General features: G+C 69.0%; 14 protein-coding genes. 5 read left to right on the forward strand and 9 right to left on the reverse strand.

The window, feature by feature from the left end; all coding sequences use genetic code 11:
- Positions 1–3: 3 nt before the first annotated feature.
- Positions 4–1,485, forward strand: coding sequence for an FAD-dependent oxidoreductase (locus PV646_RS12395; RefSeq protein WP_500341551.1), 1,482 nt, complete (start codon positions 4–6; stop codon positions 1,483–1,485).
- On the opposite strand, the gene PV646_RS12400 is transcribed toward PV646_RS12395, so the two are convergent.
- From PV646_RS12400 to acs, 4 genes are all read right to left on the reverse strand, one after another.
- On the reverse strand, positions 1,457–2,347 hold the full coding sequence (locus tag PV646_RS12400; RefSeq protein WP_500341552.1) for an alpha/beta fold hydrolase: 891 nt from the start codon (positions 2,345–2,347) through the stop codon (positions 1,457–1,459). The two genes, PV646_RS12395 and PV646_RS12400, sit on opposite strands and share 29 nt — an antisense overlap.
- Positions 2,348–2,370: 23 nt before the next feature.
- Positions 2,371–2,811: a phage holin family protein gene (locus PV646_RS12405; protein WP_500341553.1), complete on the reverse strand. Its 441-nt coding sequence runs from the start codon at positions 2,809–2,811 to the stop codon at positions 2,371–2,373.
- On the reverse strand, positions 2,808–3,965 hold the full coding sequence (gene nhaA / locus PV646_RS12410; protein ID WP_500341554.1) for a Na+/H+ antiporter NhaA: 1,158 nt from the start codon (positions 3,963–3,965) through the stop codon (positions 2,808–2,810). Before nhaA ends, PV646_RS12405 begins: the two co-directional genes overlap by 4 nt.
- A gap of 126 nt (positions 3,966–4,091) precedes the next feature.
- Complete coding sequence (acs, locus tag PV646_RS12415; RefSeq protein WP_500341555.1) at positions 4,092–6,074, reverse strand: acetate--CoA ligase; 1,983 nt, start codon at positions 6,072–6,074, stop codon at positions 4,092–4,094.
- 298 nt (positions 6,075–6,372) lie between these two features.
- On the opposite strand from acs, the gene PV646_RS12420 reads away from it, so the two are divergent.
- A complete protein-coding gene (locus PV646_RS12420) occupies positions 6,373–7,062 on the forward strand; it encodes an oxidoreductase (RefSeq protein WP_500341556.1) in 690 nt (229 codons plus the stop codon).
- Here PV646_RS12420 and kynU read toward each other — a convergent pair.
- A complete protein-coding gene (gene kynU, locus PV646_RS12425; protein WP_500341557.1) occupies positions 7,052–8,215 on the reverse strand; it encodes a kynureninase in 1,164 nt (387 codons plus the stop codon). The two genes, PV646_RS12420 and kynU, sit on opposite strands and share 11 nt — an antisense overlap.
- The gene (locus PV646_RS12430; RefSeq protein ID WP_500341558.1) at positions 8,149–8,964 is read right to left on the reverse strand and encodes a tryptophan 2,3-dioxygenase; all 816 of its coding nucleotides are present in this window, start codon (positions 8,962–8,964) and stop codon (positions 8,149–8,151) included. The genes kynU and PV646_RS12430 overlap by 67 nt, the downstream gene beginning before the upstream one ends.
- A 106-nt stretch (positions 8,965–9,070) precedes the next feature.
- Here PV646_RS12430 and PV646_RS12435 point away from each other — a divergent pair, with 106 nt between their 5' ends.
- The 3 genes from PV646_RS12435 to PV646_RS12445 are packed head-to-tail and all read left to right on the forward strand — an operon-like array spanning position 9,071 to position 11,123.
- Complete coding sequence (locus tag PV646_RS12435) at positions 9,071–9,511, forward strand: Lrp/AsnC family transcriptional regulator (protein ID WP_211257779.1); 441 nt, start codon at positions 9,071–9,073, stop codon at positions 9,509–9,511.
- Between the two features lie 38 nt (positions 9,512–9,549).
- Entirely contained in the window at positions 9,550–9,996 is a 447-nt protein-coding gene (locus PV646_RS12440; RefSeq protein ID WP_500341559.1) for an RrF2 family transcriptional regulator, read from the forward strand.
- 8 nt (positions 9,997–10,004) lie between these two features.
- Positions 10,005–11,123 (forward strand): globin domain-containing protein, encoded by a 1,119-nt coding sequence (locus PV646_RS12445; protein WP_500341560.1) that lies wholly within the window; start codon positions 10,005–10,007, stop codon positions 11,121–11,123.
- Here the strand turns inward: PV646_RS12445 and PV646_RS12450 are convergent.
- The 3 genes from PV646_RS12450 to PV646_RS12460 form a co-directional block, all read right to left on the reverse strand.
- Positions 11,112–11,990, reverse strand: coding sequence for an N-acetylmuramic acid 6-phosphate etherase (locus tag PV646_RS12450; RefSeq protein ID WP_500341561.1), 879 nt, complete (start codon positions 11,988–11,990; stop codon positions 11,112–11,114). The genes PV646_RS12445 and PV646_RS12450 overlap by 12 nt on opposite strands.
- A gap of 29 nt (positions 11,991–12,019) precedes the next feature.
- Positions 12,020–12,940: a MurR/RpiR family transcriptional regulator gene (locus PV646_RS12455; protein ID WP_500341562.1), complete on the reverse strand. Its 921-nt coding sequence runs from the start codon at positions 12,938–12,940 to the stop codon at positions 12,020–12,022.
- 70 nt (positions 12,941–13,010) lie between these two features.
- Positions 13,011–13,493 carry a carboxymuconolactone decarboxylase family protein gene (locus PV646_RS12460; RefSeq protein ID WP_500341563.1) on the reverse strand — a complete coding sequence of 161 codons (483 nt, stop codon included), beginning with the start codon at positions 13,491–13,493 and terminating at the stop codon, positions 13,011–13,013.
- Between the last annotated feature and the right edge of the window lie 14 nt (positions 13,494–13,507).

Raw genomic sequence — 13,507 nt, forward strand, 5'->3', positions numbered from 1 at the left:
GAGATGAAGACTTCGGTGTTGGTGGTCGGGGGAGGGCTGGCGGGGACGTCGGCCGCGTTGTTCCTGGCGTGGCGCGGAGTGGACGTGGTGCTGGTGGAGAAGCATCCGGGCAGCTCACCGCACCCGCGAGCGGTCGGTTTCACGGCACGGACCGGTGAGATGCTGCGTGCCGCCGGGCTGGAGGACGAGCTGCCGGCGAGCAGGATGGCGAAGGGGTTCGGCATCCGGCGGGTCCGGGTGGCGAGCCTCGTGGGGGAACGGTTCGAGGAGACGTTCTGGACGCCTCCGAGCGAGCTCTCGACCGTGGAGTACTCGCCGTCGACCGGCGTCGGCGTCGCGCAGGACAGGATGGAGCCACTCCTGCGCGACAAGGCCCGTGAGCTCGGCGCGGACATCCGCATGAGCACCCGGCTGCTGGAGTTCACGCAGGACGACGACGGCGTCACGGCGCTCGTGCAGGGTGACGGCGAGCCATACGAGATCCGCGCCGACTACCTGGTCGCGGCCGACGGCCACCGCAGCCCGGTCCGGGAACAGCTCGGCATCACCCGCAGCGGTCGCGGATACATGCACACCTCCCGCAGCGTGCTGTTCCGTGCGCCGCTGGACGAGTACCTCAAGGACGGCATCGGCCAGTTCATCGTCGACGGCGTCGGTTTCCTGACCACCTACGGCGACGGCCGCTGGGTCCTGATGCTCGACGACCGCGAGTACAGCGAGCCCGAACTGCGGGAGAAGATCGTCCAGGCGATCGGCCGCGACGACCTGGAGATCGAGATCGTCACGACGGGCCGCTGGACGATCAGCGCCGCCGTCGCCGACCGGTTCTCGCAGGGCCGGATCTTCCTGGCCGGGGACGCCGCGCACACGTTGCCGCCGAGCCGTGGCGGGTTCGGGGCGAACGTCGGCATCGAGGACGCGCACAACCTCGCGTGGAAACTGGCGGCCGTGCTGGGCGGCGAGTCACGACCGTCCCTCCTGGACACCTACGACGCCGAACGGCGCCCGGTCGCCCTGCTCTGCCACCAGCAGATCTTCGCCCGCAACGACGGCCACAACCGCGACGGCGAACCGGAGGACGTGCCGTTGATCGACAACAACGCGATGCACTACGGCGTCCTCTACCGCTCGGACGCGGTGCTCGGCGCGGGCCCGGAACTGCCGCCCGCGCAGCTCCCCGAGCAGTGGAACGGCCAGCCGGGCACGCGCGCCCCGCACGCGTGGATCGAGCCGGGCAAGTCCACTTTGGACCTGTTCCAGCGCGGCTGGGTGCTCGTCGCCGACCACCCGCAGTGGGAGGAGGCCGCCTCGGGACTCGTCCACTACGAACGCGTCGAGCAGCTGGAGATCTTCGGGCTGTCCGCCAAGGGCGCGTCGCTGGTCAGGCCGGACGGCTACGTCGCCTGGCGCTCGACGGAGCTGCCGGACGACCCCGCGGCCGAACTCGCGGCGGCGTTCAGCTCAGCTTCTGCAGGAACTCGGTGATCAGCCTGCTCGTGGTGTGCGGCGCTTCCTGGTTCGGGAAGTGCCCCACCTCGGGCAGGTAGCGGAACTCCGACTCGGGCCCGAGCCACGGCAGCGAGTCGCGCGCGGCGGACTCCCGGACGATCGGGTCGAGCGAACCGTGGATCTGCAGCACCGGTACCTGCATCGGCTTGTCGACGGCCTCGGCGAATCGGCGGCCGTCGCTGCGCAGTTGTGAGCGCACCGCCCAGCGGTAGTACTCCAGCGCGCTGTGGGCCACGCCCGGCACCGTCATCGCCTGCCGGCAGCGGCGGATGACCTCGTCGAACTCGGGCGCCGAGCGCCACTTCGGCCCGGACCACGCCGACAGCAGCTTGGCGACCTGCAGGCCGTTCTCGGCGGTCAGCCAGCGTTCCGGGTGGATCGGCAGCTGGAAGCGCAGCACGTGCGAGTTCGTGCGCGGATGCCTGCGGAACGTCCGGCGCGTCACCAGAGGGTGCGGTGCGGACAGCACGGAGATCGACGAGACCACGCGCGGATGCATGGCACCGACCGTCCACGCCGTGGCGCCGCCCCACGCGTGACCCACGAGGTGCGCGCGCTGGGCGCCAAGTGCCTTGATCAGGCCCGCGACATCACCCGCGAGGGTGAAGCCGTCGTAGCCGCGGGGAGGCTTGTCCGAATCGCCGTAGCCGCGCAGGTCGACGGCCACGGCGCGATAGCCGGCCTCGGCCAGTGCGGTCAGCTGGTGCCGCCACGACCACCAGAACTCGGGGAACCCGTGAAGCAGCAGCACGAGCGGGCCTTCGCCCAGCTCGGCGACGTGCAGGCGGATGCCGTTGGCCGAGACGTCGCGGTGCGTCCAGGGGCCCGCGACCCGCACGACGGACGGGTCGGGTTTGCGGCTCAGTTGTCGTCGCCCCTGCGCGTGAGGGCCGCGACGGTGTCCTTCGCGGCCGCGATCGACTTCTCGGGTGCCCTGATCTTCTTGACCTTGCGGTAACCGAGGAAGGCGAACAGCACGGCGCTGAGCAGCATCACGGCGAACACGAGCCCGAAGCCCGCCCAGTAGCCCCAGCCGAACCACTCGGCGAAACCGAAGCCGAGCGCCATGAACAGGAAGAACAGGCTGAAGCACAGGATCGTCAGCGCGACGATGAAGAAGACGCTGCCCTTCACGCCCTTCTTGATCTCGGCGGTGATCTCGCCCTTGGCGAGCTCGACCTCTGCTCTGACCAAGGTCGACACCTGCGCGGTCGCGTCGCGGACGAGGCCGCCGATCGAGGCCTCGGCGGTGGGGTCGTCAGCGGTCAGCGGAATCGACGCGATGTGCTCCCTGGTGGTCACCCGGACATGGTGCCATGCGCCCGGCTGCGACGAATGAGCAACACCGCGGCGAGCAGCGACGCGATCATCGAAGCGAGCAGAACGGCCGCCTTCGCGGTCTCGGCCTCGGCGAGGGAGAGGTCCGCGATCAGCAGGCTGACGGTGAACCCGACCCCGCCCAGCGTCGCCACCGCCACGATGTCGCGCGGCCCCGCCCCGGACGGCCAGACCGCCGCCTTGAACCACACCGCGAGCGCCGAGGCCCCGACGATCCCGATCACCTTGCCGATGATCAGCCCCGCCATCACCCCGAGCGCGATCTTGTCCGAGAACAACTTCCCCAATGCCTCCGAGCCCACCGGCACACCCGCCGCGAACAGCGCGAACACCGGCACCGCCACTCCTGCCGACCACGGCTGCAGCCGGTGTTCCAGCCGTACCGCCGGGGCTTCCTGCTCGTACGGGTCGCGCCTGACCCGCGTCAGCAAGGCCAGCGCGACGCCCGCGATCGTGGCGTGGATGCCCGACTCGTGCATGAACCACCAGGTCGCGAGAGCGATCGGCACGTAGATCCAGGCGCTGGTGATCCTCCTGCGCTGAAGGAACCAGTACAGCGCCAGCAGCAGCACGACCGCGCCCGCCGCGAGCAGGTTGAACTGGGCCGTGAACAGGATCGCGATCAAGATGATGGCGCCCAGGTCGTCGACCACGGCCAACGACAGCAGGAACACCCGCAGGCTCGACGGCAGTCCGGACGCGGTCAGGGCCAGCACTCCGAGCGCGAACGCGATGTCCGTCGCGACCGGAATCGCCCACGCCTTCTCGATCCCCGGCTGCCCCCAGCCGATCGACAGCGCGACCAGCGCGGGCACGATCATCCCGCCGGCGGCCGCGATGATCGGCAGGATCGCCGCCTTGAAGTTCGACAGCTCACCGACGACGAGTTCGCGCTTCAGTTCGAGCCCGGCGACGAAGAAGAAGACGGCCAGCAGCCCGTCCTTGGCCCAGTCGCCGACGCTCAACGGTCCCAGGTGAAGGTCCCGCAGCGCGAAGTAGGCGGGGGAGAACGGCGAGTTGGCCCACAGCAGCGCGATGGCCGTGGCGCCGAGCAAGACGGTTCCGCCCACGGTCTCGGTGCGCAGGTAACGGGCGAAGTCAGCGATCTTGCTGGACACAGGGCTCCCAGGGCGGTCGACAGGTACACGAATACTCGTGCCGACCAGACTTCCCGGCTCACCTGGATGGAATCCTAACGCGAACGGGCGCCCTCAGGTGAGGACGCCCGTCACGTTTGAACGAGATCAGTCTTCGGACTTGCCCGACTGCAGACCGGCCGAGATCAGGTCCATGACCGACGAGTCGGCCAGCGTCGTCACGTCGCCGACCGTGCGGTTCTCGGCGACGTCGCGCAGCAGGCGACGCATGATCTTGCCCGAGCGCGTCTTCGGCAGCTCCGGCACGACCATGATCTGCCGCGGCTTCGCGATCGGGCCGATCTCCTTGGCCACGTGGTCGCGCAGCGCCTTGATCGCGTCGGCGCCACCGGCGTCGGCACCCGCGCCACCGCGCAGGATCACGAACGCCACGATGCCCTGGCCGGTCGTGTCGTCGGACGCGCCGACGACGGCGGCCTCGGCCACGGTCGGGTGCGACACGAGCGCCGACTCGACCTCGGTGGTCGAGATGCGGTGACCGGACACGTTCATCACGTCGTCGACGCGGCCGAGCAGCCAGATGTCGCCGTCCGCGTCGTACTTCGCACCGTCACCGGCGAAGTAGAAGCCCTGGTCGGAGAAACGCGACCAGTACGTGTCGCGGTAGCGCTCCTCGTCGCCCCAGATGCCGCGCAGCATCGACGGCCACGGCTCGTCCAGCACCAGGTAGCCACCGCCACCGTGCGGGACCTCGACGCCCTCGTCGTTGACGACCTTCGCGCCGATGCCGGGCAGCGGCTGCTGCGCCGAACCGGGCTTGGTCGAGATGACGCCGGGCAGCGGCGAGATCATGATCGCGCCGGTCTCGGTCTGCCACCACGTGTCGACGATCGGGGCCTTGCCGCCACCGATGTTCTCGCGGTACCAGATCCACGCCTCGGGGTTGATCGGCTCGCCGACCGAACCCAGCACGCGGAGGCTGCTCAGGTCGTACTTGGCCGGGATGTCCGCGCCCCACTTCATGAAGGTGCGGATCAGCGTCGGCGCCGTGTAGTAGATCGAGACGCCGTACTTCTGCACGATGTCCCAGTGCCGGCCCTCGTTCGGGGTGTTCGGCGTGCCTTCGTAGACGACCTGCGTCACGCGGTTCGACAGCGGGCCGTAGACGATGTAGCTGTGGCCGGTGACCCAGCCGATGTCCGCGGTGCACCAGTACACGTCGGTGTCCGGCTTGAGGTCGAACACGTAGTTGTGCGTGTACGACGCCTGCGTGAGGTAGCCACCGGACGTGTGCAGGATGCCCTTCGGCTTACCCGTGGTGCCCGAGGTGTAGAGGATGAAGAGCGGGTGCTCCGAGTCGAACGCCTCGGGGGTGTGCTGGTCGGACTGCGAGTCCACCAGCTCGTGCCACCACACGTCCTTGTCCGTCCACGCGACCTCGGTGTCGGTGCGCTTGACGACGATGACCTTCTCCACCGACGGCGCGCCGGCGACGGCCTCGTCCACGGCCGGCTTGAGCGGAGCCGGGTTGCCGCGGCGGTACTGGCCGTCGGTCGTGATCACGAGGCGGCACGAGGAGTCCTCGATGCGGGTGCGCAGCGCCTCGGCGGAGAAGCCGCCGAACACGACGCTGTGCATCGCGCCGACGCGGGCGCAGGCGAGCATCGCGAAGATCGCCTCGGGGACCATCGGCATGTAGATCGCGACGCGGTCCTCGGCGCCGATCCCCAGCGACGTCAACGCGTTCGCGGCCTTGGAGACCTCGCGCTGCAGCTCGGCGTAGGTGATGGCGCGGCTGTCGCCGGGCTCGCCCTCCCAGTGGATGGCGACCTGGTCGCCGTGGCCGGACTCGACATGGCGGTCGACGCAGTTGTAGGCCACGTTGAGCTTGCCGCCGACGAACCACTTGGCGAACGGCGCGCCGGACCAGTCGAGGACCTGGTCCCACTTGGTTTCCCAGTGCAGCCGTTCCGCCTGCTTCGCCCAGAACGCCTCGCGGTCGGCCTTCGCCTCCTCGTACAGCGCGGGCTGTGCGTTCGCCTGTGCCGCGAACTCGTCGGAAGGCGGGAACGTCCTGCTCTCCGTGAGCAGGTTGTCCAGAGCGTTGCCCTGGCCTGGCGACTGCGTCATGGTGCGAGACCTCCTGGAATGTCCAGACCGGTTGGGGATGCGGGTACTGACCGTAGTGCGAGCCAGTTCACTTCCAACAGGTTCCTCCCCAAAAAGGTTCAGACCAATCTGGGGAGGTCGGTTACACGGCTGTCATTGTGTAACCCGTTTTGTCTGGTCCGGGCACGTGTGGCGCGTTGAACGGGCGCAGTTGCGCGCTCAACGGTCTGCGCAGTGAGCTGGGTCACCGGTTTCACCTGGTCAGGTACTCTGCGCGACCGTGACCGATCCTCTCGCTCCGCTGCTTTCCTTGCCTGGCGTGGCTGACGCCGCGAACGCCGCCAAGGACGCCGTCTTCCAGGTGCACCGCCATCGGGTGAACCTGCGCGGCTGGGCCACGACGGCGGCGGAGGCGTCCGTCCGCGCGGCCCGTGCGTCGGCGGCCCTGGAGGGCGGTCCGACCGAGATTCCCGAGTCCGGCGAGGTCTCGGATCCCGTGCTGGCCGGGTCGTTGCGGGTCGCGGAAGCGCTGGGCGGACTCGTCGCCACGTGGCAGCGCGCGCCGTTGCAGGCCCTCGCGCGGTTGCACGTTCTCGCCTCCGCGGACCTCACGACCGACGTCGGACGACCGCGCGTCTCCGAGGACGTGTCTCAGCGGCTCGACATGCTCGGCTCGTTGGTCACCGGCGGGACGTCCGTGCCGGCGCCCGTCGTCGTCGCGGTGGTGCACGGCGAACTGCTCGGGCTCGCGCCGTTCGACGTCGCCAACGGCGTGGTCGCGCGGGCGGCCGCGCGGATGACGTCGATCTCCTCGGGCCTCGACCCCAAGGGCCTCGGTGTGCCCGAGGTGGCGTGCCTGCGGCGTTCGGCCGAGTACGAGGCCGCGTCCGTGGCGTTCGCGTCGGGGACCCTCGAAGGCCTGGCCGAGTGGATCCTGTTCGTGTGCTCCTCGTTGGAGGCAGGCGCCCGCGAAGCTCGCAGCATCGCGGACGCCGCACTCACCGGGTGATCTCCGCGAGGACCTCGGCGGCCCTGATCGCGTCCTCGTCGGTCACGTAGAGCGGGGCGAACCCGAACCGCAGGACGTCCGGCGGCCGGTGGTCGCCGATGACGCCGCGCGCGATCAGTTCGTCCATGACGGCCTTGGCGTCCTGGCAGCGCACCGAGATCTGGTTGCCGCGTTGTTCGGGAGTGATCACCTCGAGGTTCGTGAGCTTCTCGACGTGCTCGCGGAACAATGCGGTCAGCCTGAGCCCGCGCTCGCGCAGTTCGGCCAGGTCGACGCCGTCCCAGACGTCCAGGGCGGCGTCGAGTGCCAGCATCGACAGGATGTCCGGCGTGCCGACGCGTGCGCGCACGATGCCGGGGTCCGGTTCGTAGGAGGGCTTCATGCCGAACGGCTCGCGGTGGCCGTTCCAGCCCGACAGCGGGTTCTCGAACGTCGCCTGCTTGTGCTTCGGCACATAGATGTACGCCGGCGAGCCCGGTCCGCCGTTGAGGAACTTGTAGGTGCAGCCGATCGCGTAGTCGACTTGGAGCGCGTCCAATTCGATGGGCAGCACGCCCGCGCTGTGGCAGAGGTCCCAGACCACCTGTGCGCCAACGGCATGCGCCTGCTCGGTGAGCGCCTTCATGTCGTGCAGCTCGCCGGTCCGGTAGTCGACCTGGTTGAGCAGCGCCACGGCGGTGTCCTCGGTCAGGTCCAAAGAGGACGGATGCGCGGCCCGGATCTCCAGCCCTGTCAGCGAAGCCACCGACTGTGCGATGTAGCCGTCGGTCGGGAACGTCGACTCGTCGCACACGATCTCGGTGCGGCTGGTGCCCTTCACCGCGCCCATCAACGCCTTGAAGACGTTGACCGACGTCGAGTCGCCGACCACGACCTGGCCTTCGGCGGCACCGATCAGCCGGCCGACGCGGTCGCCGATCCGTTGCGGCGCCTCCCACCAGCCCTCGCTCCAGGAGCGGATGAGCCGCGTGCCCCACTGGTTCCTGACGACGTCCTGCATGCGGTCGGCGACGTGTTTCGGTGCTGCGCCGAGGGAGTTGCCGTCGAGGTAGATGACACCTTCGGGGATGTCGAACAGCTCACGCCTCACACGTAACTCCTCGCGGTCCACAGCTCGGGGAACACCGCTCGTTGGGTGCGCTTCTCCAGCCATGCAACACCAGCGGACCCACCCGTGCCGACCTTCGAGCCCATCGACCGGCGGGTCGCCAGCAGGTGGTCGTAACGCCAGCGCGCGAACTCCTCGGCGATGTCGGTCAGCGCCTCGCCCAGTTCCAGCAGGTCGCGGTCGCTGCCGCGGTAGATCGCCGCCCACACCTGCTCGACCTCGGCCGACGGTTCGTAGGCCTTGGTCAGGTCGCGGTCCAGGACAGTCTGCGGGATGTCGAAACCCTTGCGCTGCAACGCGGCCAGCACGTCGTCGTAGAGCGACGGCAGCGCCAGCGACTTCTCCAGCTGGTCGTGCATCGCGGGCACGGCCCGGTGCGGCACGAGCATCGACGCGGACTTCTCGCCGAGCAGGAACTCCATCTCGCGGTACATGCCCGACTGGAAGCCGGACCCCTCGCCGAGCGCGTCGCGGAACGAGTTGAACTCGGTCGGCGTCATCCGCGCGATCGGCCGCCATGCCGCGGACAGCGCCTGCAGGTGCAGGTCGGAACGCCGCAGCGTCTGCACGGCCGCGCGGAGGTCGTTGGCCCGCAGTTCGGTCTGGGCCTGGCGCCACTCGAAGCACAGCAGGCCGAAGTACAGCTCCATCACCTGCGTGATGACCAGGAACGACATCTCACGGGGATCTTTGGACCACTGCTGTTGAAGGGTGTGCAACACCGACGCGTGCACGTAGTCCTCGTACGGCGTGGTGCCGCCGAAATCCAGCTTGGGGGACACGGGGCAGCTCATGGGTTCAATCGTCCTGCCTGGGCCTCGTCACCTGAATGGGCGACGAAAGGCGTTCGCGTCAAACTTCTTCTGAACGCAAAACAGATCCCCAAGTACCTTTGCATTCATGTTGGACGAGGTGGACAAGGCCCTGTTGGAGGCGCTCCAAGAGGATGCGCGCCTGTCGTACAACGAACTCGCACGCCGAGTCCACGTCTCCCCGCCGACGGTCGCCCAACGGGTCCGCCGGCTGGAGAACATGGGAGCCATCACCGGCTATCGCGCCGTGGTCGACCCCACCGTCGTCGGACGTCCGGTCGTCGCGTTGGTGCGCATGAAGTGCTACGGCCCTCGTTGCATCACGGTCCACCCCGAGCTGCTCGACGACCTCCCCGAAGTGGTCGAGGTCGTGCGGCTCACCGGGGACATCTGCTCGGTTGTGAAGGTCGTCACCACGAGCATCGTCGAGTTGGAACGGCTGCTGGTCCGGCTGGCCGCTCACGGGGAGACGTCCAGCGCAATGGTGCTGTCGACGCCGATCCCGTGGCGTCCGGTGTTGCCCGGATAACATGCATCTCAGATTCCAATTAAGCTAGCCTCGATCTTGTGAGGCTGACCAAGAGCACCGACATCGCGCTGCGGATCGTGATGCGTCTGGCCGTTGCCGAGACGGACCGTCTCGTCTCGTCGAACCCGACCACGCGCGAAGTCGCCGAGGTCATGGGCGTGCAGTACACCCACGCCGCGAAAGTCGTCGCTCAACTCCAGCACCTGGGGATCGTCGTAGCCCGACGCGGCCGAGGTGGCGGCCTGGCCCTCGCCGAGACGAGACGTCTCGTCTCGGTGGGGTGGCTCGTCCGCCAGTTGGAAGGCGAGGGCGACGTCGTCGACTGCGAGGGCGACGTGCCGTGCCCGCTGGCCGCGGCCTGCCGTCTTCGGCGCGCGCTGCGCCAGGCCCAGGAAGCTTTCTACGCCTCGCTCGATCCGCTGAGCGTCGAGGACCTCGTCGCTGATCCCACCGGTCCTGTGCTGCTCACCCTGCAGCTGAAGTGAGGAAATCGATGTTGTCCTCGAAGTCGGCCGACCTGGTCGAGGCCACCCTGCCCGCCGTCGGCGCCGCCATCGGTGAGATCAGCGCGTTGTTCTACGAGCGCATGTTCGAAGAACACCCGATGCTGCTGCGCGACATGTTCAACCGCGGCAACCAGGCCAACGGCACGCAGGCGCAGGCGCTGGCGGGGTCGATCGCCACGTTCGCCTCGGGGCTGCTCGCCGGGCAGACGCCGGACGGGATGCTGCGCCGCATCGCCCACAAGCACGTGTCGGTCGGCGTGACGCCCGGCCAGTACGCGGTCGTCCACAAGCACCTGCTCGGGGCCGTCGCCGAGGTCCTCGACGTGAGCGACGAGGTGGGCCAGGCCTGGAGCGAGGTCTACTGGCTGATGGCCGACACGTTGATCGGCCTCGAGCGGTTCCTCCCGCAGGGGCAGCGGGAACACCGGGTGATCGCCCGGTTCCAGGAGACCGAGGACGTCGTGACGTTCGTGGTCAGGCCGCTCGACGGGCAGGTGCGCGCGGGCGAGCCTGGGCAGTACGTGTCGGTGCAGGTCCCGCTCGCCGACGGCGCCCGGCAGATCCGCCAGTACAGCCTGTCCGGACGGTCTGACGACGCACTGCAGTTCTCGGTGAAGCGCGACGGCGAGGTGTCCAGCCACCTGCACGACAACGTGCCGGTCGGCAGCACCGTGCTGGTCAGCCATCCTGCCGGGGACCTGACGCTGGTGCCCGGTGAAGGCCCCGTGCTGCTGGCGTCGGCGGGCATCGGCTGCACGCCGATGATCTCCATGCTCGCCGAGCTGGCCGCCACCGACTCACCCCGGCGGGTCGTCGCGATCCACGGCGACCGCGACCAGCTCACGCACCCGTTCCGCGCGGAGCTCGCCCAGCTCGTCGCGAAGCTGGAGAGCGCGCAGGCGCACGTCTTCTACGAGCGGCCGATCGGACAGTGGCCCGCCGAACGGACCGGGCTGGTCGACCTCGGCGCGGTCGAGTTCCCGCAGGACACCACCGCCTACCTGTGCGGACCGGTGCCGTTCCTGCGCGCGATGCGGGCGCAGTTGCTCGAAGCGGGTGTCACCGACATCCACTACGAGGTGTTCGGACCGGACCTAGCCGGCTAGCCGGTCCAGGGCGTTGCGGACGTGGCCCTTCGTGTCCTCCAGGGCAGCGGCCGCACGTTCGGTCGGTTCGCCCGACAGCAGGTGCACGAGTGCCACCTTGAGGTCACCGGACGCGTCCGCCAGCGCCTGTTCGCAGGCGGTCTCGGGCTGGCCGGTGGCCTCGTGCAGGATCCGGATCGTCCGCCCGCGCAGCTTCGCGTTCGTCGCGCGCATGCTGACCATCAGGTTCGAGTAGGTGCGGCCGAGCTTGATCATCACGGCCGTGGAGAACGACGTCAGGACCAGCTTCTGGGCCGATCCCGCCTTCATCCGCGTGGAGCCGGCGATGGCCTCGGGGCCGGTGTTCAGCGCGACCAGGACGTCCGGTGTGAACGGCACCGACGCGTTGTTCGAGACCAGCACGGTGTGGGCGCCAAGCGCTTGCGCCTCTTCCAGCGCACCGATCACGAACGGCGTGCGTCCGGACGCTGCGATGCCCACCACCAGGTCTTTCGCGGTGGCGTGACGGCGGATCTGGGCGGCGCCGGAGTGGTCCTCCACCTCTTCGACGGCACGGACGAGGGCTTCCGGACCGCCGGCGTGGTGGGCGACGAACCAGTCCGCCGGGGCGTTGAACGTGGGCACGAGCTCGGCGGCGTCCAGCGTGGCCAGCCGCCCGGACGTGCCGGCGCCGACGTAGTGCACCCGGCCGCCGGACATGATCGCCTCGACGCCGAGGTCGACGGCGCGGGCCAGTTCCGGCAGCGCCTCCGCGACCGCCGCCGGGACCGTGCGGTCCTCTTCGTTGATCATGCGCAGCACGTCGATCGTGGGTACCCGGTCGATGTCGGCGGTGCGGGGGTTCCGTTGCTCGGTCGGAGATTCCACGCGCACCACCACACCGTCCCGGGGGGAGATCATTTAGACGTCTCCCGCGGCCGTCGGCGGCCATCCGGCCGGGCACCGAGCCGGTGCCCCGACACCGCTTCGTAGGTCGCCTCCAGCGCCGTCTTCGCCGTGTCGACGTGGTGCTGGGCGACCCCGATGAACAGGCAGTCGATCACCGTGAGCTGGGCGATGCGACTTGCCATCGCGCCGGAGCGGAACGTGGTCTCGCGCGCGGCCGTGGTCAGCACGTGGTCGGCGACCTCGGTGATGGGCGAGCGCGGGAAGTTCGTCAGTGCGACCGTGGTGGCGCCGGTCTCGCGGGCGACGCGCAGGGCCTCGACGGTCTCCGCGGTCGAGCCGGTGTGCGAGATGCCCACGGCGACGTCCGCCTCGGTCAGCACGGCGGCCGACGTCAGCGCGATGTGCGTGTCGTTCCACGCGAAGCAGGTGAGCCCTATGCGGTGCAGCTTCTGCTGCAGGTCGAACGCCACGAACGCCGAGGCGCCGAAACCGTAGACGTCCACACGACGGGCGCCCGCGACCGCTTGGACGACCTTGTCGAGCGACTCGACGTCGAGCTGCTCGGCGGTCTCCTCGACGGCGCGGGCGTCGGCGAACGCGACCTTGCCGACGACCTGCTTGAGGTCGTCGCCCGGTCCGATGTCGCCACCCATGTCGTGGTTGGCCCTGGCCTGGCTGCGGGCCGTGTCGGCGGCGAGCGCGATGCGCAGCTCCGGGTACCCACCGACGCCGATCGCCTTGCAGAACCGCGTCACCGTCGTCTCACTGGTGCCCGCCTGCTCGGCGACCTCGGTGATGCTGCGGTGCGCGACAGTTCCGGGGTTCTCCAGCACCACCTTCGCGACGCGCTGCTCGGCGCGCGCGAGGCCCGGCAGCAACGACCGGATCTTCACCAGTGGACTGGACTCGGCACTGCTTTCAGTGGACACGTGGGAAACTTACTAACCGCCACACCGACGGTCAACGGAGTGTGTCCGAAAGTCACTCTCTCGGCAGGTCCTAGTGGACGGCGGGCACCTTCCGGGTGGAGACCGCGATCCGGTTCCACGAGTTGATGGTGAAGATCAGCGCGATGAGCTGGGCCAGTTCCTCCTCCTCGAAGTGCTTCGCGGCGCGCTCGTAGACCTCGTCGCTGACGTACTCGTGGCTGCTCATGACCGTGATGGCCTCGGTCAGCAGCAGTGCGGCCTTCTCCTTCTCGGTGTAGAGGTCGCCTGCCTCCTCCCATGCGTTGAGCAGGTAGATGCGGGCCTCGGTCTCGCCACCCTTGCGGGCGTCGACCGTGTGCATGTTGAGGCAGTAGGCGCAGTGGTTGAGCTGGGACGCGCGGATGCGGACGAGCTCGGCGAGCTGCTCCTCGAGGCCTTCGCGAGCGGCGGCGTCGAGGGCGATCATGGCGCGGTAGACCTTCGGGGCCTTCTTGGCGAGGTCGATGCGGTTCGTCATGGGAAGAAATCTATGACCCCGATTGGCCCTGGGCATGGTGCAATCTTCAC

The organism is Streptomyces sp. ID05-26A (assembly GCF_033794685.1).
Lineage (GTDB): Bacteria > Actinomycetota > Actinomycetes > Mycobacteriales > Pseudonocardiaceae > Lentzea.

Coding starts and splice junctions, on each gene's coding strand:
- PV646_RS12445 (WP_500341560.1), top strand. CDS start 10,005: ATGTTGTCCTCGAAGTCGGCCGACCTGGTCGAGGCCACCCTGCCCGCC.
- PV646_RS12430 (WP_500341558.1), bottom strand. CDS start 8,964: ATGAGCTGCCCCGTGTCCCCCAAGCTGGATTTCGGCGGCACCACGCCG.
- PV646_RS12460 (WP_500341563.1), bottom strand. CDS start 13,493: ATGCCCAGGGCCAATCGGGGTCATAGATTTCTTCCCATGACGAACCGC.
- acs (WP_500341555.1), bottom strand. CDS start 6,074: ATGACGCAGTCGCCAGGCCAGGGCAACGCTCTGGACAACCTGCTCACG.
- PV646_RS12435 (WP_211257779.1), top strand. CDS start 9,071: ATGTTGGACGAGGTGGACAAGGCCCTGTTGGAGGCGCTCCAAGAGGAT.
- kynU (WP_500341557.1), bottom strand. CDS start 8,215: ATGGCTGGAGAAGCGCACCCAACGAGCGGTGTTCCCCGAGCTGTGGAC.
- PV646_RS12395 (WP_500341551.1), top strand. CDS start 4: ATGAAGACTTCGGTGTTGGTGGTCGGGGGAGGGCTGGCGGGGACGTCG.